This window comes from Candidatus Bathyarchaeota archaeon (genome assembly GCA_018396705.1).
Lineage (GTDB): Archaea > Thermoproteota > Bathyarchaeia > Bathyarchaeales > Bathycorpusculaceae > DRVP01.
The window spans coordinates 1-17,406 of record JAGTQZ010000004.1; the positions used below are offsets into that span (position 1 = coordinate 1).

General features: G+C 44.3%; 17 protein-coding genes and 2 tRNA genes. 12 read left to right on the plus strand and 7 right to left on the minus strand.

Going from position 1 to position 17,406, the window contains the following annotated elements; translation table 11 throughout:
• A partial coding sequence (locus KEJ24_03815) for an aldehyde ferredoxin oxidoreductase C-terminal domain-containing protein (GenBank protein MBS7646944.1) occupies nt 1-679 on the plus strand: 679 nt, incomplete at its 5' end.
• A 457-nt stretch (nt 680-1,136) separates the two neighbouring features.
• Here KEJ24_03815 and KEJ24_03820 read toward each other — a convergent pair.
• From KEJ24_03820 to KEJ24_03830, 3 genes are all read right to left on the minus strand, one after another.
• On the minus strand, nt 1,137-2,093 hold the full coding sequence (locus KEJ24_03820; protein ID MBS7646945.1) for a tyrosine-type recombinase/integrase: 957 nt from the start codon (nt 2,091-2,093) through the stop codon (nt 1,137-1,139).
• Nucleotides 2,075-2,614 carry a hypothetical protein gene (locus tag KEJ24_03825; protein ID MBS7646946.1) on the minus strand — a complete coding sequence of 180 codons (540 nt, stop codon included), beginning with the start codon at nt 2,612-2,614 and terminating at the stop codon, nt 2,075-2,077. The genes KEJ24_03820 and KEJ24_03825 overlap by 19 nt, the downstream gene beginning before the upstream one ends.
• Before the next feature lie 54 nt (nt 2,615-2,668).
• Nucleotides 2,669-2,788: transfer RNA gene (locus KEJ24_03830), tRNA-Leu, on the minus strand.
• Between the two features lie 87 nt (nt 2,789-2,875).
• Here KEJ24_03830 and KEJ24_03835 point away from each other — a divergent pair.
• The 8 genes from KEJ24_03835 to KEJ24_03870 all read left to right on the plus strand — a co-directional run bounded on the left by KEJ24_03835 (nt 2,876) and on the right by KEJ24_03870 (nt 11,800).
• Nucleotides 2,876-2,950 (plus strand) — tRNA-Arg (locus tag KEJ24_03835).
• 110 nt (nt 2,951-3,060) lie between these two features.
• The gene (locus KEJ24_03840) at nt 3,061-3,840 is read left to right on the plus strand and encodes a P-loop NTPase (GenBank protein MBS7646947.1); all 780 of its coding nucleotides are present in this window, start codon (nt 3,061-3,063) and stop codon (nt 3,838-3,840) included.
• A gap of 68 nt (nt 3,841-3,908) precedes the next feature.
• The gene (locus KEJ24_03845; GenBank protein ID MBS7646948.1) at nt 3,909-4,679 is read left to right on the plus strand and encodes an AAA family ATPase; all 771 of its coding nucleotides are present in this window, start codon (nt 3,909-3,911) and stop codon (nt 4,677-4,679) included.
• 134 nt (nt 4,680-4,813) lie between these two features.
• On the plus strand, nt 4,814-7,126 hold the full coding sequence (gene cdhA, locus KEJ24_03850; protein MBS7646949.1) for a CO dehydrogenase/acetyl-CoA synthase complex subunit epsilon: 2,313 nt from the start codon (nt 4,814-4,816) through the stop codon (nt 7,124-7,126).
• A gap of 9 nt (nt 7,127-7,135) precedes the next feature.
• Nucleotides 7,136-7,672, plus strand: a complete 537-nt coding sequence (gene cdhB / locus KEJ24_03855; GenBank protein ID MBS7646950.1) for a CO dehydrogenase/acetyl-CoA synthase complex subunit epsilon — start codon at nt 7,136-7,138, stop codon at nt 7,670-7,672.
• 23 nt (nt 7,673-7,695) lie between these two features.
• On the plus strand, nt 7,696-9,111 hold the full coding sequence (gene cdhC, locus KEJ24_03860) for a CO dehydrogenase/CO-methylating acetyl-CoA synthase complex subunit beta (GenBank protein MBS7646951.1): 1,416 nt from the start codon (nt 7,696-7,698) through the stop codon (nt 9,109-9,111).
• A gap of 15 nt (nt 9,112-9,126) precedes the next feature.
• Entirely contained in the window at nt 9,127-10,338 is a 1,212-nt protein-coding gene (cdhD, locus tag KEJ24_03865) for a CO dehydrogenase/acetyl-CoA synthase subunit delta (GenBank protein ID MBS7646952.1), read from the plus strand.
• 25 nt (nt 10,339-10,363) lie between these two features.
• Entirely contained in the window at nt 10,364-11,800 is a 1,437-nt protein-coding gene (locus KEJ24_03870; protein ID MBS7646953.1) for an acetyl-CoA decarbonylase/synthase complex subunit gamma, read from the plus strand.
• Between the two features lie 224 nt (nt 11,801-12,024).
• On the opposite strand, the gene KEJ24_03875 is transcribed toward KEJ24_03870, so the two are convergent.
• Together KEJ24_03875 and KEJ24_03880 are read right to left on the minus strand one after the other, a co-directional pair.
• Complete coding sequence (locus KEJ24_03875) at nt 12,025-13,440, minus strand: MATE family efflux transporter (protein MBS7646954.1); 1,416 nt, start codon at nt 13,438-13,440, stop codon at nt 12,025-12,027.
• 72 nt (nt 13,441-13,512) lie between these two features.
• Nucleotides 13,513-14,337 carry a DUF362 domain-containing protein gene (locus KEJ24_03880; protein MBS7646955.1) on the minus strand — a complete coding sequence of 275 codons (825 nt, stop codon included), beginning with the start codon at nt 14,335-14,337 and terminating at the stop codon, nt 13,513-13,515.
• A gap of 307 nt (nt 14,338-14,644) precedes the next feature.
• On the opposite strand from KEJ24_03880, the gene hypA reads away from it, so the two are divergent.
• A complete protein-coding gene (gene hypA / locus KEJ24_03885; protein MBS7646956.1) occupies nt 14,645-15,043 on the plus strand; it encodes a hydrogenase nickel incorporation protein HypA in 399 nt (132 codons plus the stop codon).
• 1 nt (nt 15,044) lies between these two features.
• A complete protein-coding gene (locus tag KEJ24_03890) occupies nt 15,045-15,782 on the plus strand; it encodes a P-loop NTPase (protein MBS7646957.1) in 738 nt (245 codons plus the stop codon).
• Here the strand turns inward: KEJ24_03890 and KEJ24_03895 are convergent.
• A complete protein-coding gene (locus KEJ24_03895) occupies nt 15,763-16,182 on the minus strand; it encodes a hypothetical protein (protein ID MBS7646958.1) in 420 nt (139 codons plus the stop codon). The genes KEJ24_03890 and KEJ24_03895 overlap by 20 nt on opposite strands.
• A gap of 116 nt (nt 16,183-16,298) precedes the next feature.
• Here KEJ24_03895 and KEJ24_03900 point away from each other — a divergent pair, with 116 nt between their 5' ends.
• A complete protein-coding gene (locus tag KEJ24_03900) occupies nt 16,299-17,036 on the plus strand; it encodes an HAD family hydrolase (GenBank protein ID MBS7646959.1) in 738 nt (245 codons plus the stop codon).
• A 51-nt stretch (nt 17,037-17,087) separates the two neighbouring features.
• Here KEJ24_03900 and KEJ24_03905 read toward each other — a convergent pair whose 3' ends face one another.
• Nucleotides 17,088-17,402 carry a TIGR04076 family protein gene (locus KEJ24_03905; protein MBS7646960.1) on the minus strand — a complete coding sequence of 105 codons (315 nt, stop codon included), beginning with the start codon at nt 17,400-17,402 and terminating at the stop codon, nt 17,088-17,090.
• Nucleotides 17,403-17,406 lie beyond the last annotated feature (4 nt).

Genomic DNA, 17,406 nt, shown 5'->3' on the forward strand with positions numbered 1-17,406 from the left:
AGAGGGGATAGGCGAAATATTATCTGAAGGAGTTAAAATTGCAGCCCAAAAAATTGGCAAAGACTCGGAGAAATTAGCACTACATACTAAAGGTGTTGAAATAACCGGCTACGACCTTAGAACATTAAAGACGACTGCTCTAGGTTGCGCGGTTTCTTTCAGAGGAGACCACACCACACATGGCTGCCAAACTTTGGAATTGGCTGGAAAGCTTAGCCGCATCAAGTATGAGGCGGGAAGAGCTAAAATTGTTAAAGACATGGAGGATCAATACGCGTTGATGGACTCGCTGATACTATGCAAGTTCTGCAGTGAAGCCTACTCGGGCTATGACGATTTTGCCAAGCTGTACTCGCTTGTAACGGGCTTAGAAATAACATCCGACGAAATGAGACTCACAGCTGAAAGAATAGTTAACCTTACACGCCTGTTTAACATACGCGAAGGACTTGGAAGAAGAGATGACATGCTTCCATGGAAGGTTATGAACGTTCCCATACCAGGTAAAGGGCCATCTCACATCGCATCCATAAGCCAACAAGAACTCAACATGATGCTGGAAGACTACTACCTGGCTAGAGAATGGAGTGAGGAAGGAGTGCCTAAGCTTGAAAAACTTAAAGAATTGGGCTTAGAGGAGTTCGCCAACATTGTTGACGCAAAATTTGTCAAGGCTTAGGAGGTTATAACAGTTGAGAGTTAAAGCGGTTATGAAAAGTTATGCTCCGGTATTTGTTCTATTAATCGTTATGATAGGGCTGGCGTTTTGTTCCCTCACGCAGGGTTTGGCATGAAAGATGGGTTGCCATCCATAAACTTTCTTAATGGAGTTTTGCTTGTGATAGTTGGACTTGTAGCTGGCTTAATTGCGCGCGCGATTTTCATTCTCAACATAAAAACAAAATTCCTTCCCACAGCATTTATTTTTGAAGTGTTCCATTAGTTGCAGCTAAGCGAAGATAGATTCCGAGATGGGTTTAGTTGGTTTTAAGGTTCTGAGGAGAGGCTACCACTTTTGACTTAAAAGTTGTAGTTTTTCGGGTGTTTTTGCTGGTTTAGGTTTGGAGAGAAGCCTAAATCTTGCTTGTTTGGAAGGTTGAAAATAAACTTAGATTTTTGGTTGTTTAAAAGAGGTGTTAAATCCCCAGTTTTGGTATACAGGCCAAATATGTTTTTCTTAGTTCTTCTTTGTCTATGTGGTGGTATATGTCTATGGCTTCCCTGCGCCGGTCGCCTCTAAGCTCCTTCACGTATTCGCGGGGCATACCGTTCCGTAAAAGCCAAGTTGTGAACCAGTGCCTAAAACAGTGGGGGCCGAAGTGGTCCTCCAGCCTCGGCGAGTCTGGGTTGTGGAAGCCAAGGCGCTTCGCATACTTTACTATGGCCGTGTATAGGCCGTTTCTATCCAGCCTCCCAAGACTTTGGTAACTTATGAAAAGCGCCTTTGTAGGCGGGTTAAGCTTCTCCCTAACCCTAAGCCATCTTCGTAGCGCGGCTGCGCATTCCTCATCAAAGAAAACCGTGCGGTTGCTTCTTTTAGGCGTGGGCTTAAGCGTAATGGAATACTCAGCCCAATTTATGTCCTCAACGTCAAGCCTCAAAAGTTCGCCGCGCCTTATCCCTGTTTTGGCCAGTAATATGGCTATGGCCTTGTCCCTTGGATCCAGAATGGAGTTTACCAGTCGGCTCATCTCCTCAACGCTTAAAAGCCTCCTTTCAGGATCATCATAACCCGCTTTATAGCGTTTAAGATACCGTTTTCTGAAGGGCAGGACAATGTTGCTGGCAACATAGCCCTCAAATGTCAGATAGTCATAGAAGGCTGAAAGCGCCGAAAAATAGTTCTCAACAGTCTTATGCTTTGCTTTGCGTTCATAAACCACGTGTTGGAGAAAATCCCTGAGAACATTAACGTTCACATCGCTGATGTTCAAGCCATGTTTCTCGAGAAATTTTGCGAAGATTCTTAGGCTTGAAATGTATCTTCTTATGCTTTCTTTAGTCATGCCCCTGAGATGGCAGTCCTTGCTGAAATCCTCAATCAAAGCCGATGGTTTCTGCATGGTTTTCAGGCTTAGCCCGTCCACCGCCAACCCCTACCCTTATACTCAACCAGCCCATAGGCTTCAAGGGCTTGAAGCTGCCTATCAACAGCCCTAACCAAATCCACGTCAGACGGGCCAATGTTCAGACGGGCCAAGATTTCTTCCTGAGTGTAAGATTCGCCTTTCCTCAAGAGTTCTATAAGGTCTTTATCGAATCGCCTTACACCCTCAAAAGCCTCCTGCATAAATGGCTGAGCCCTGTAACGCTTAAGCTCATTATCCAAGTTCTCCGCTAACCTCTTCAAAAGCCTATTCTCCTCGCGTAGGCTCTTCAACTCCTCCTCGGCGCTGCGTAAACGCTTAACAAGCTCAGCACGGCTTAAGTAGCCTTCTTCGCCTTCCTCACGCCGGATAGAATCCTCAACCCGCTCAACAACAAACCTAGAAATCGACACACCCGCCTTTTCCGCCCGACGCCGCCAATCCTCAACCATCTCAACAGACGGCAGATAAACATAAACCGCACGATCCTTAATCGTACGCGTTTTACCCCTATTAGGCCTCGTCACAACCACCAACAAAAACAACAGCGCACAAGTATTTATAATTTACCAGCAAATTAGTGCGGGGGGTGGGATTCGAACCCACGAAGGCCTACGCCAGAGGATCTTAAGTCCTCCCCCTTGTCTTAGGCTGGTCTGCGCCCCAAATAGCCTATTTAGACCTGGCTCGGGTACCCCCGCCCGGCAAATACTTTCAAAGAGTTTCCAAGGTTTAAGTTTTCCGTGTCAAGATACATTTAAGTTGAGATGCTGTTCTTCTATTGGATGGGGCGGGTAGCCTAGCAAGGATAGGGCGCAAGCCTCCTAAGCTTGTGGTCGTGGGTTCAAATCCCACCCCGCCCGTTAATAACGCTTATTAGAAATGAGATGTTAGGGTTTGTCTAGAGCATGGTTAATCAATGGTTGTTGAGTGAAAAAGCTGGTAAAATGGATCTTGATTTGAAGTGGTGTTTATGAAAGTGGCTGTTTCTGGTAAGGGTGGCGTTGGTAAAACGCTCGTCGCTGCCGGGTTAGCTGTTTCCTTTGTTAAGAGGGGGTTTAAGACTATAGCTATTGATGCTGATCCCTCGCCTAACCTTGCTTTGTCGTTGGGTTTATCGTCGGATGAAGCTCGTCGCATTGTGCCTATATCTGAGAATAAAGAGCTTGTGGAGGCGAAGACCGGTACTGGTTATGCAGGTGTTTACCGCCTAACCTTTACCGTAGACGATATTGTCCGCGATTATGCTGTTGAGACTCCTTTAGGTGTGAATTTGATAGTGATGGGAACTGTACGTTCCGTGGGTGCTGGTTGCACTTGTCCGGCTAATGCTGTTGTGCGTTCGCTTTTGAGGCATTTGGTTGTTGAACGTGGCGAGGCGGTTGTTTTGGACATGGAAGCTGGTGTCGAGCATATGGGACGTGGCACGGCCCGACATGTGGATGTTATGCTTGTTGTTGTTAACGCGAACATGAAATCTCTTGAAACCGCAGAACGTATCCATGAATTAGGAATAAAAGCTGGAATGAAACGCATTCTATTGGTTGGAAACAAGATCGAAAATGAGGCTCAGAAAGAGGCTATCGAAAAATTTGCAGTGGAAAACGGTTTAATAGTCTTGGATTATCTGCCTTTTGATCCCAAAGTTGTTGAGGCTGAAATGCGGGGGGAAACCCCCTTAAAATATAACGATGCTATAGTAGTGAGAGCTCTTGAGAGACTATGTGACAAACTTTTGCAAGATAACATATAATAAGATTGAAGCATATTTAAGTAGATGGCCTCCAATACTAGAAAAAATGCCAAGGAGCTGATAATAACGTGAAAATATTAGTCACGATGGGACGGGGTGGAACGGGCAAAACAAGTTTTGTAGCTCTAGTGACAAAATACTTTATTGAGCTTGGGGAGAGTCCGCTACTTTTAGTGGACGCCGACCCTGACCAAAACTTGGGAGAAATGGTAGGCGTAGATCTTCACGCGGCCGGCAAAAAATCCATTTCAGAGCTTCTTGTGGAAACATTTCTTGAAGAAGGCGGAACTACTGTCGGTGTTCCGCCAACCGAGCGGATTGAAAGCCGCATTTGGGCTCAGGGAATGTATGAAAGTGAACATTTCGATTTCATAGCTCTTGGAACAAAATGGGTTGAGGGTTGCTATTGCCTCCCAAACGCAGCTTTAAAAGGAGCTTTAGAGTCGCTTACAAAGAACTACAAATACGTCCTAATAGATTCTCCAGCCGGATTGGAACACCTTAACAGGAGAATAACCTCCAAGGTGGATGATATTTTTGACGTTATTGATCCTTCTAAGAAATCTTTTGACCATGTTGAACGGGCCTTTCGAGTGGCAAGAGAAGTGAAAATAGCGTTTAGAAACTTTTATGTTGTCGGTGGTTTTCGCTTTCCTGAAAGCTTAGAAGAAAAAGCCAAGAAAACTCTACAGTTCAGGTTTCTAGGAAGGGTTGCCTACGACGAAAATGTGGAGGAGTATGTACTTGCCGGAAGATCACTGCTGGAAATCTCGCCAGACACGCCTGCATATGTTTCGGTTAAAAAGATAATGGAAAATGCTGGTTACTGCAAAACATAGACTAGCCATTATACCATAAGTTTAGCGTATGTTTTTCTTAGAAAAGCTTAAAGCATAGAGCGTTAACATTAAACCTTCTATTCAAGGTCGTGCTTGCTTTGAGCAAAAAAGGATTACATGTCAAAATTGGCGAAATGAGGTCAGATTTGGGGCTTATTAAAAACCTTGAATTATCCATTGGCAAAATAGTTGAAGAAACATGGACGGAGCCCGTAGGGCCTACACCTTTTCCGTCGCTTACAACTCTTCGTGAATGGGACATGAAGCTTCTACAGCGTTATAAGCCGTTTTATTTGCCTTTCTGTGATGTATGTTGCCTGTGCACTTTCGGCAAATGTGACTTAACAGGCGGAAAGCGTGGAGCATGCGGCATAGACATGGCTGCTCAACAGTCTCGAATAGTGCTTTTGGCATGTTGCATTGGAGCGGCAACACACACTGGCCACGCCCGCCACTTAGTGGAGCATCTTATCGAAAAATATGGTAGAAGAATGCCGTTGGACGTTGGTGGATTAAATATTCAGGTAGAAGCTCCAATCACAAGGCTAGTCTGCGGGGTCAAACCCGAGACCCTCGGCGACCTGGAGGAGATACTTGATTATGTAGAGCAACAAATTACCCACTGTCTGTCCGTTTGTCACACTGGACAAGAAGGCGGCAACCTAGACTTTGAATCGAAAGTGTTCCATGTAGGCATGTTGGACCACGTGGGCATGGAAGTGGCGGACATAGCCCAAATAGCGGCTTACGGTTTTCCGAAGGGAGATCCAGACGCACCCCTTGTAGATTTAGGTTACGGTACGGTTAACATTGAAAAACCAGTCATCCTATGTATAGGACATAATGTTGTTCCGTCTGTCGGTATAATTGACTACATGAAGGAGAACGGGCTGGATGGTGAAATAGAGGTTTGCGGCTTGTGCTGTACCGCCCATGATATGACCCGCTATTATAACCGGGGTAAGATTATTGGGCCGATTTCTTGGCAGTTGCGCTTCATAAGAAGTGGTGTTCCAGACGTTGTTGTTTTAGACGAACAGTGTATTCGGACAGATGCCTTTTACGAGGCCCAGCGAATAAAAGCTCCGGTTATTGTGACTTCTGAAAAGAATTGCATGGGCCTGCCAAACCGCACCAACGATTCAGCCGACGCCATAGTTGAAGATCTCGTAAGCGGCAAGACTCCGGGCGTTTTAATTCTTGACCCTGAGAAGGTGGGTGAAGTTGCAGTTAAGGTTGCCTTAAAAGTCACACCATTAAGGAAGAAGTTTAAAGCCATCCCAGAAGTGGACGAGATTCTTCAAATAGTGAAAGAGTGCCGTCAATGTGGCGACTGCCGTAGGGCTTGCCCCCAAGACTTGCACATTCCAGAAGCCATGAAAGCCGCCATGGAAGGCTCTTTGGCGAAGCTTGCAGATTTATACGACTTGTGTGTTGGATGTGGCCGTTGCGAAGAAGCATGCCCAGCAGGTTTGCAGGTTCACAGTTTCATCATCAAGGCTGGCGAGAAAAAACTTAAAGAGGAAACTTACAAAGTGCGGGCTGGGCGAGGACCAATTCAAGATGTGGAAATCCGCAACGTTGGAAGCCCAATAGTGCTTGGCGAGATTCCAGGTGTAGTGGCCTTTGTCGGATGCTCCAACTATCCAAAAGGCGGGTTGGACGTTGCGGAGATGTGCCGCGAATTCGCCAACAGACGTTATATTGTTGTTACATCCGGTTGCTCAGCCATGACTGCTGGCATGTACAAAAATGAGGAGGGCAAAACACCCTATGAGGAGTTTACAGGTGAGTTCACTGCTGGGTGCCTAGTAAACGTTGGCTCGTGCGTGGCTAATGCTCACATAGCCGGAGCAGCCATAAAAATTGCCAATATATTTGCTAAAAGAAATCTCCGCGCCAATTATGAGGAAATTGCCGACTATATCCTTAACCGTGTAGGCGCCGTGGGTGTCGCGTGGGGCGCCTATTCTCAAAAGGCTGCTTCAATAGCTGCCGGCTTCTGGCGTTTAGGCGTTCCGGTTATTGTTGGGCCTCATGGTATTAAGTATAGGCGGATGCTTTTGGGAAGGGCTGACCGTGAAGAAGACTGGTACGTTTACGACGCTAGGACAGGAGAGAAGGTGCACGTTGGGCCGGCACCCGAACACTTATTCTACGCTGCCGAAACCAAAGAGGAAGCCATGGTCATGATTGCCAAGCTTTGCATGCGCCCAAATGACACAACAAAGGGCAGAGCCATAAAACTGACCCACTATATTGATTTGCATAAACGCTTATACGGAACCATGCCGGAAGATATCCATCGTTTCGTGCGCACAATTGCCGACATTCCGGTTACAATGAAAGATGAAATAATAAAGATCCTTGAAGAAAAAGGCTGGAAAGAGACGGTGATTCCAGATCCAACGCTGTTGTCTAGACTCATAAGGAAGAAGAAGGAATAGGAGGAATAGATGGTAATGTCTGCTGAACCTTGGCAGACGGCAGAAATCCCTGGACCTAAAAAGGCTTTGGTTATAACGAAGCCTGAGGTCGTTGCTGCCATGATTAAACGGGCGCAGCACCCGGTGCTTGTGGTTGGCCATAAAGCGTCTGAAACAGACTTTGAGGGTGGAAAACTCGTAGATTTCATTATAGAGTTTTCAAAGAAAACAGGCATTCCAGTTGTAGCCACCGCTCATATGATTGGCGAGTTCGCCAAGCGAGGTTTTAAACCAGCGGCTTTCATGCCTGCAGTCGACATTGGAAATAGGCTTGTTGACCCATCGTGGACTGGTGTGGATGGCAAGGGGCCGCATGACCTAGCCTTGTTTGTGGGGCTTTATTATTACATGGAGTGGACAATTCTGTCGGGGCTGAAACATTTTGCCAAACATTTGAAGACAGTTTCGCTGGATAATGTTTATCATCCTCATGCAAGTTGGTCCTTCCCCAACCTTTCCCACGAAGAGTGGGTGAAAAACCTTAAAGTTATAATGGAAAAAGTTTGAAAGGAGGCGAACAGAAAATGAGTATGTTTCAGGACATACCGGTTGATGTGGGCGTAGTCTACGAGGGCGAACGTATCCGCAGAAAAGACATGTACGTAGAACTCGGCGGACCGGACGTCAAAGAGAAGTTTGAGCTAGCGAGAGTCAAAAAGCCTGAAGAAGTTGAAGATGGAAAAATAACAATCATTGGACCAGATCTTAAAGATATGGAGGAGGGTAAATCCTACCCCTTTGGCATCCTCATTGAGGTGGCAGGCGCCAAACTTGAGCCAGAACTGGAAGGTGTCATTGAAAGGCGAATCCACGCATACTGCAACTACATTGAAGGTTTTATGCACTTAAACCAGCGTTACGATATTTGGCTAAGGCTTAGCAAAAAATCCTTCCAGAAAGGCCTAAATTCGTTTCAATACATTGGGAAAGTTTTGCATAGGTTGTTTAAGAGCGAACTACCTATTGTTGAGAAAATGCAAGTAACTTTCATAACTGATGTTGAAAAGATTAAGGAGCTTTATCCTCAAGCCTTGCAGATTTACGAGGCTAGAGACGCGAGGGCAAGAGGTCTCAAAGACGAGGAAGTGGACAGATTTTACGGATGCATCTTATGCCAGTCTTTCGCGCCAACTCATTGCTGTGTAATAACGCCTCAGCGATATTCTAACTGCGGCGCCATAAGCTGGTTTGATGCACGGGCATCAGCCAACATCGATCCGAAAGGGCCTATCTTTGAGATCAATAGAGGCGAGCTTCTGGACCCAGCTAAAGGCGAGTTCTCCGGTGTAAACGAAGCTGTCAAGAAGAGGACGTTGGGCGAAATAACGCGAGTTTGGCTCTACACAGCTTTCGGCTACCCGCACACTTCTTGCGGATGCTTCGAGGCTGTCGCTTTCTATATTCCAGAGGTAGACGGCTTCGGCATAGTTCACAGAGGCTACAAGGATGTTACAGTGAACGGGCTGGCCTTTTCAACTCTTGCAGATTCAACAGCCGGTGGCCGACAAGTGGATGGATTTCACGGCGTATCCATTGAGTACATGCGTTCTCCGAAGTTCTTGCAAGCTGACGGCGGCTATAAACGTGTCGTCTGGATGCCTAAAGAAGTGAAAGAACGTGTCAAAAACTTCATTCCAGCGGACCTTGTGGACAAAATCGCCACCGAGGAAGACGCCAAGACTATTGATGAGTTGAAAGCTTTTCTGAAGGCTCGCGGTCATCCGGTTGTTGAACGTTGGAAAGAAGAGGCTGTAGCGGTTCCAGAGGCTGTTCCAGCGGAAGCCGAGGCAAAGGAAGAGGCTGTGCCTGCGATGGCACCTGTGGTTACGGCGGCGACGCTGCCAATCACTGCTGGCGGATATAAGATCATACTTAAAGATGCAAAAATCTATGCTAAACGTGTCATAATCAGAGCCGTCAAAAGCGAGAAACCTGAGAAAAAATGAGAAAGGTGAAAAAGTTTGGCTGAAAAGAAAGAGAAAGACGAAACCATTGTAGGGTTGAAGCTGGATTCACGGCTATTAGAGCTTATAGCTAAGATCCAAGAAGTTGAACTTGAAGACTTCGAGTTGCAAGCCAGTGATTTGGAAATTTGGTTTCAACCCGGCGCTGTTGCCGCTCCGGTGATTGCGCCGCCACAAAAGGCTGTTGCTCCACCGGCTAAGGCTAAACCGACACAGATTTTGGAGGCGGAGTTTGTTCCACCTGTTGAAACTTATCCCGGCAAAGTTGTTGAGGTTAAGCTTGGTCGTGTAAACGGCAAATCAATTGTTATTGGCGGCGAATCCACTCCAGCCTTTTACACTTTTGAGAGGCCGACTCCCCATCCACCAGTTATATCGTTAGACGTTTTCGACATGGAGGTACCATTACCTAAGGCTGTGAAAATGCACGTTAAAGACGTTATAGGCGACCCGGCGGCTTGGGCTAAACTAGCTGTGGACAAGTTCGGCGCAGACCTAATAACAATTCACCTTATTAGCATTGACCCGCTTGTAAAGAATGCATCGCCCAAAGAGGCCGTTAAAACAGTTGAGGCTGTCGCCCAAGCTGTAGACGTACCCCTTGTAATCGGAGGTTGCGGTGACCCGGCCAAAGATGCAGATGTTTTTCAAGAAGTTTGTGAAACCTTCGCCGGTGAACGTTTTCTAATAAGTTCCATAACAAGGGACATGGACGTGGAACGATGCGCCAAATTCATCAAGAAGAATGGACAAGCAGCTTTAGCGTTTACGCCAATGGACCTAAACATTGCTAGAGAATTGAACCGTCGGCTATACGATTTTCTGCCCAAAGAAGACATTGTAATGGACTTGACGACAGCGGCTCTTGGCTACGGACTGGAGTACGCTTTCACAAACATGGAGCGTGCCCGCTTAGCGGCTTTGATGGGCGATCCTGAACTGGCACATCCAATGTCTTCCGGGACAACAAACGCTTGGGCAGCTCGTGAGGCTTGGCTGAAAATGGCTCCGGAGTGGGAGCCTCGCGAACTTCGAGGACCCTTATGGGAGGTTGTTACCGCCTTGACACTACTGTTAGCTGGCGTTGACCTGTTTATGATGATGCATCCAGCGGCAGTTAAAACAGTCAAAGATGTTATTGCCCAGTTAATGGGCGGCAAGTCTGGCAACTCTGAGAGTCTCATGGAATGGGTTACTGCCAAGATTTAAACCGTTTAAGGGGGCTTGCGACAAGATGAGTGGAAAAGAAGATAAAGGCAAGGTCGGCGTTAAAGAGCTCAGTCCCATAGACGTTTACAAGCTTTTACCTCGCACAAACTGTAAAGAGTGCGGCGAAGAAAACTGTATGGCCTTCGCCACAAAAATCGTGAACCGCGAAGTATCAATTGAAAAGTGTAAACCGCTTTTAAAGAAAGAGTTTGAAAAAGCCTACAAACAGCTTAAAGAAATGCTGAAACCCGCCATAAAAGAGATTGTGGTTGGCGCTGGCGACAAAACTGTAAAGATCGGCGGAAAACTCGTCATGTATCGTCACGAACTCACATACTTCAACCCAACAGCCATAGCCATTGACGTCGCAGATGAAATGCCCGAAGACGAAATTATAAGCCGCATAAGACGCGTCGAAGAGTTCCGCTATGAATACATCGGGCAAATTTTAAAGCTCGACATGATCGCAGTACGTTCTACATCCAACGATCCGGACAAATTTAAGGCAACAGTGCGAAAAGTAGCCGAAAACACCAAACTGCCCATGATATTATGCTCTTTAAACCCAAATGTTCTGGAGGCTGGCTTAATGGCTGCGCCTAAAGCGCGGCCGTTGCTGTATGCAGCGACTAAGGATAATTGGCGAGAGATGGCTGAACTTGCCTTAATGTACGGATGTCCACTAACAGTTTCCGCACCTAACAACCCTAAATTGTTAAAGTCTTTAGCGAAGACTCTTGTCGAATATGGTGTTGAAGACCTTGTATTGGATCCGGGTACTTTTGCAGGCGATGGTTTAGCTGACACTTTAAACAACTTCACAATGATAAGGCGGGCTGCATGCAAACAAGGCGATGAACTTTTAGGTTTCCCGCTTATGGGCGTTCCTATGACTGTTTGGCTTAACAGTGCTGGTTTAGCCCAAGAAATTGTGAAGTGGCGAGAAGCCTATTTGGCAGCCATGCTAATAGTGCGGTACGCTGACATTCTTATAATGCACAGCCTAGATGGATGGGCTCTATTGCCCGACGTCGTCTTGAGAGCTAACGTTTACACAGATCCCCGCAAACCAGTAGCCGTCGAACCGGGCTTGAAAGTGTTTGGCACACCCGACGAAAACTCACCAGTAATGTTCACAACAAACTTCGCCCTAACATACTACACTGTTGCTTCAGACATAGAATCAGCAAAAATAAACGCCTATTTACTGGTTATAGACACTGAAGGCACAGCGGTAGACAGCGGTGTTGCTGGACGAAAACTCACAGCAGAAAAAGTAGCTGAAGCAATAAAAATTTCCGGCATAGAAAATAAGGTAAAACACAGAAAAATCATCATACCCGGCAAGGCAGCGCGTCTAAGCGGAGAAATAGAAGAACTAAGCGGCTGGCAAGTGCTGGTCGGCCCAAGAGACTCTTCGGAGATCCCTAAATTCTTACAGGAGAAATGGCAAAACCCATAAACCTATTTTCAGCTGATTTATCTCTCAACCAACCGCGTTTTGACTTTTTGAAAAGGAAAATGCATCTTACAAACAATACTACTTTGGATCTTTCCTTCTCTAGCATTTTCATTGCTGAGCTGCAAACAAAATTAGGAACTTAGAAATGTTATAAAAGTTGAATACTGGAAATTAGAGAGGCTATTGATCATTTTTAAGTCAAAACCTGTAAAAAGGTATTGATTTTAGCTGTTTAATGATCTTTCTTCTGTTGTTCTTTCTTTTACCACCGCTTTAGCCCAGTTTCCGTATCTTATCCATAGTGTGGCTATAATTCCTCCTACAATGTTGCTTATTGCTATGGCCAGCCATATCCCAAAGGAGCCGATTCCAAGCGTGAAGGCTAAGATGTAGCCTAATGCTACTCTGAGTCCCCAAAGCCTAGAAATCCCAACAACTGTTGGGAAAAGAGTGTGTCCAGAACCTCTTCCAACGGATAAGGCAACCATGAAAAGGCCGAAGAACGGAAGGGTGGGCAACATTGTTTGAAGGAAAAAGTCGGTTTCGTTTATAATGTTTATGTCGTCTGCAAATGTATCCGCAATACTCCTTCTTATTGGGTAAACCACAGCCGCTCCAATTACCATCAGAAGAAATATGAGCAGGGCTGCCTTCCAGGCAACCTCTTTTGCTCTCTTTGGTTTTTCCGCTCCAAGGCTCTGACCGACCATTATGGCTGGGGCTCCGCTTAAACCCCAGAGCACAACGTCCACAATATCAAAAACCACAAATCCTATAGAAAAGGCTGTAGCCGTCACCACACCTAACATGTTTATAAGCTTCAACTGCATGAGAAAAGCGAAACCGTTCATTAAGCCAAGCGTTAAAATTGGTAGCCCTATGCGCAAAACAAGACATATCCATTCCACATTTACTTTCCTAGCGAATCTTACCTTGAGTTCAGGGTAACTTTTACGAAGAACGTATACTAGGGCTACTATTGATATAATTTTTCCCATAACATCGGTAAGGCTTGCACCTACAACTCCAAGCCTTGGAAACGGACCTATACCTAAAACAAGGAATGGATCTAGAACAATGTTAACTATGACAGCAAACACATTAACCGCTGCCGGGCTTCTGGTATCTCCTATACTTTGAAGAATTGTGGTGTACATTAATGCTATGTAATTAAAAAATACGTCAAAGGCAATAACGCCCGAATAAGCCATCACATAGTCAAAGATTTCCAGAGGTGTGGATAAAATAATGGTAAAAATCGAATGTCTGAACGTTAGAAGAATCACACTTAAGGCTCCTCCGGAGAGGAAAGCCAAAGTAAAGAAACGTGATGCGGATATGCTGGCTTCTTTGTAAGATTTACTCCCTATGTACTGGGATATCATCCCTAAGCTTGCCGATGTTAGAGCGTTTACCAACGCTTGAAAAAGCATAATAATCGGCCACATCTGCCTTGGGACAGCAACAGCCACTTCGCTGTACTTGCTTAACCAATAAGTGTCTGCAACATTATAGACTACTAGTACAAGCTGATTCAAAAGTGGTGGCGTGCCAAGCCAAAAGATTGTACGGATAATTGGACCGTTAATGATTTGGTCTCTATATCGGCTAATTCCAATATGCCCCGTTTCTTCGGCCATAGGCTCCTTTTATGGCTATTGAAGAAACTTAAAAGCTTTCCTTTAAAATTTGAATCTTCTTTAAAGATTCAGCTATGGTCTTCGGAATCTTCGCTTTACCTTTTCAATCGGTTCTCCGACAATCTCTATTTCATCTAGCCGACATGTTCCAAGACCTTTCCTCTCAGCAAAAACGAGATGTTTAACCTCTGTTGGGGGCACTTCCATCACCGCTGCGCCTACAGCGTCCACCGCTACAGGGTCTGTGCCGGCGATAACTAAATTCATCTCCACGGGGTTCCCGTCCGTCTCATGCCCTTCCCCGGCGATGATTCCATCTATGACTGTTAAGCTTGGTGTTAAAACTGAAGCTAAGTCTGCGATGTTTTTATGTAAATTTCCATCGTGCATAGAACCTTTCGAGGCTAAGGCACCCATCATATTTTTAATGCCGAGCGTGACGGTTGTAAGTCTGTGAATTTTTAGTTTTGGAACGCTTATTATCAAGCTTTTAAGGGCGGTCTCCGCCACCATAACCTTTCTAAGAGCTAAAGGGTTTTTCGGATAAACCTCAATAAATCGGTCTTTGTTGAGGTCAATTAGCTTTACATTCGTTTTCTCAACCATCCTATCCAACCCTGCAACCTTAAAAGCCTCAAAAGTGTCTGCCCAACCGCTTCCTTCGCCGACAATAAGCTTATCTTTCCCATGATCCTTCAAAAATTTTATGATACCTTCGATGACTCTGCCGTCGGTTGTTAACCCACTGGATGGATGTTTAGCAGCTATATAGTTAGGTTTTATCAAAATAGGCTTTTTAGACGAAAGAACTTCAATTAAATTGGGCTTTATCATTTCTAGAGCTTTAACCGTTATCTCAACCGGATTTACACCTTTAACTACCGCAACTATGCTCATTGATATTTGCGCCAATTAATTTTAAATTTAGAAGACGGATTTAGCTCTTCTCTTTTTACAATAAAAATGCGGGGTATAAGCATTATTTGAATTTTTTAGATGGCGATGCCAAAACCAAAACGTGTTGAGAGAATTTACTTCTTCTCTTCTTTCTTTTCTTCTTTCTTCTCTTCCTTCTTCTTCTTTGGCATAGCCATCACCAACATTGGTTTGAAAAAGTTGGTTCTTAAAAAATTTTTCGTTTTTCCTCGGAGGATCCAGCGGTTTTCTACAATATTTTTAAATTTCACCATGCGAAGGCTTTCCTATGCATGAGTGGGCATTAGCTGAAGCTATAATTTCATCTGTTAATAAGTTAGCTGAAAAAGAAGGGCTAACTGAAATTAAAGAGGTTAAGATAAAGGTTGGTGAGCTTCAACAAATAGAAGTTGAAATTTTAGAATTCGCTTTGTCAGAGCTTAAGACTGGTAAGTTAAAAGGCGCCAAGTTTGTAATAGAAATGGTTAAAGCCAAGCTGCGCTGTCGCGTCTGCGGAAACCTGTGGGGTTTCAGTCGAAACAAACTTGATGAACAGTCTATAGACGCCATACACTTCGTTCCTGAAACTGTCCATGCTTACATTAAATGCCCAAACTGTGGCAGTCCTGATTTTGAAATTCTTGATGGGAGGGGTGTGCTGCTTGAAAGCGTTAAAGGAATCAAATAAAATGGTGGATCCGCGGGTAAACATCATAAACAAAAGGCTTAAAGATGTAAAGCGTGTGATAGCCGTCTCAAGCGGCAAAGGCGGTGTGGGCAAAAGTCTCGTCGCCTCAACCCTTGCCTTAACCCTCGCGGATAAAGGCTACAAGGTTGGGCTTTTTGATGCAGATTTCACTAGCCCGTCAACTCACCGAATTTTAGGCATCAAAAAACTCCAGATTAAAGAAGAAAAAGGCATAATTCCGTCACTTGTTCACGGCATAAAGTATATGTCTATTGTTGCTTTTTCCGGTGAAAAAGCTTTACCATTACGGGGTGTTGATATTTCAAATGCCTTGATTGAGCTGTTATCCACGACATTGTGGGGCGGTCTGGACTTTTTAATAATCGACATGCCGCCTGGGATAAGCGATGTAACTCTCGACTTGATTAAGCTTGTTAAAAAAATGGAGTTTTTGATCGTTAGTACACCTTCATTGTTGGCTTGGGAAACTGTTAAAAAACTTTTAACACTCATTAAAGAGTTAAAAGTGCCAGTTTTGGGAGTTATTGAAAACATGAAAACGAAGAAGGAAACTTTCATAAAGAACTTAGCTGTGGCAACGGGGGTTTCATTCTTCGGTGAAATACCCTTTGATCCAGAAATTGAAGATGCCTTGGGTAATGTAGCGTCTCTCTCTCAAACTGTTTTCGCTGGAAAAATGGCTGAAATCGCTTTAAAGATTATTTTTCCGCAGGTTTAGGCAGCTTCTTTGATGTGTTTTTCTGTTTTTTATGTTCTTCTGCGACTGCAACTGTTTTTCTTGAAAGTAAAGCTTCTTCTAGAGAGTTCGCTTTACGAAGTTCATTCATGTACCAACTTCTATCTCTTGAATAGCTTATACCAGCCATTATTCCATAGACTATGAGAACCAAACCGCCAATAATTAGAGATAGCCCCATTACTGCACCCACATGAGGTTTTGTATAGTAGGGAATAAAAATGAACCATTCCGGGGATGCGCCGATAAACTGGTATATGAACAAAGTTTCCAGGATTCCGCCTATGAAGAACACGGTTCCCGCTAAAAACATGAGGTAGGCAGTTATCTCATTATGTCTTGATTCTTCGGCTTTTTCGTGTAGATAATCTCTGAATGACATAGGTAACACGTTTCTATTTAGAAAATGATTGAAATTGAGGATGTACCTAAATCTTATTAAACTGGAATAAGTATTGCAGAGAAGTACTGCAAATATGAAAGAGAAGAGGATATGCCTTGTCAAAAGTAAAGGCAGTTATTTTTGATTTTATTGGCACGCTAATAAACGTTAGAGGATACAATTTAGAAGTTTCAAAAGTGAAGTTGTACAAGGCTATTGTTAACGCTGGCTTCAAGGTAAATTCAAAAGACTTTTTAGATGCCTATACGCGAGCGCATGAAAAATATCGGGTTATACGCTACCAAAAGCTCGTGGAAGTTACAAACGCTATTTGGATTTCTGAAGCCTTAAACACGTTAGGTTTTGCAACAAACCCCGACGATGGTCGAATAAAAGCTGCAGTCAACATTTTCTTCGAAGACTATGTGAATTCATTTAGACTTAGAAAATGTGCAAAAAAGGTTTTACAGGTGCTTTCTGAAAATTATAAGCTTGGCCTAATTTCAAATTTCACTTACGCACCAGTTATATACGCTGGGCTTACAAAAGTTGGAATAAACAAATTCTTTAACACTGTGTTAGTTTCAGATGCTGTGGGATGGCGCAAACCTCACGCGAAAATTTTTGAAGAAGCCCTAAAAAAATTAGGAGTCACTGCTGGAGAAACCCTTTATATCGGAGACAGTCCCGATGAAGACATTAAAGGGGCAAAACAGCTTGGAATGAAAACAATTTTTGTAGCATCCCAATTTCACACATTTGAAGCCTTGCGCAAAAGTGGACAAAAGCCCGATGCCACGGCAAGGAGTTTATGTGAAGCGTTTAAAAAGATAAGTGAAATATGCCTAGGCTAAATTTTCCATTTTACACATAAGCTTTCTTAATGATTTTACACATAAGCTTTCTTAATGAATAGTTTCTCTTTTTACTTCGAAGATCACTGTTCCCCCATTTGTGTATGGTTCCCCTGGATCTAGGCACTGTAAGTATCCTATTTCGTCTTTTTCCTTTGCCAACCCTAAGTCTTTGAAGCTTATTCCACGGCCTAGTGGTACTAACATTGACAGCATACAGCCTAGAGCATGAATGCATAGATTGTCTGTTTCTTTAACTATTATCTTTGGAGGCTCTACGACTATTTTGTCACCGACCTTAAAGACTGGACAGTTTCCCTTTATCTCTTTAACCGTTATAGTTAAGCGATATTTTCCTCTTTTCATTCCG

Excerpts from the sequence above, each read along its gene's own strand:
- KEJ24_03905 (MBS7646960.1), bottom strand. The coding sequence starts at position 17,402 with ATGAAAAGAGGAAAATATCGCTTAACTATAACGGTTAAAGAGATAAAG.
- KEJ24_03895 (MBS7646958.1), bottom strand. The coding sequence starts at position 16,182 with ATGTCATTCAGAGATTATCTACACGAAAAAGCCGAAGAATCAAGACAT.
- cdhA (MBS7646949.1), top strand. The coding sequence starts at position 4,814 with ATGAGGTCAGATTTGGGGCTTATTAAAAACCTTGAATTATCCATTGGC.
- hypA (MBS7646956.1), top strand. The coding sequence starts at position 14,645 with ATGCATGAGTGGGCATTAGCTGAAGCTATAATTTCATCTGTTAATAAG.
- cdhC (MBS7646951.1), top strand. The coding sequence starts at position 7,696 with ATGTTTCAGGACATACCGGTTGATGTGGGCGTAGTCTACGAGGGCGAA.
- KEJ24_03890 (MBS7646957.1), top strand. The coding sequence starts at position 15,045 with ATGGTGGATCCGCGGGTAAACATCATAAACAAAAGGCTTAAAGATGTA.
- KEJ24_03840 (MBS7646947.1), top strand. The coding sequence starts at position 3,061 with ATGAAAGTGGCTGTTTCTGGTAAGGGTGGCGTTGGTAAAACGCTCGTC.
- cdhB (MBS7646950.1), top strand. The coding sequence starts at position 7,136 with ATGGTAATGTCTGCTGAACCTTGGCAGACGGCAGAAATCCCTGGACCT.
- KEJ24_03880 (MBS7646955.1), bottom strand. The coding sequence starts at position 14,337 with ATGAGCATAGTTGCGGTAGTTAAAGGTGTAAATCCGGTTGAGATAACG.
- KEJ24_03875 (MBS7646954.1), bottom strand. The coding sequence starts at position 13,440 with ATGGCCGAAGAAACGGGGCATATTGGAATTAGCCGATATAGAGACCAA.
- KEJ24_03870 (MBS7646953.1), top strand. The coding sequence starts at position 10,364 with ATGAGTGGAAAAGAAGATAAAGGCAAGGTCGGCGTTAAAGAGCTCAGT.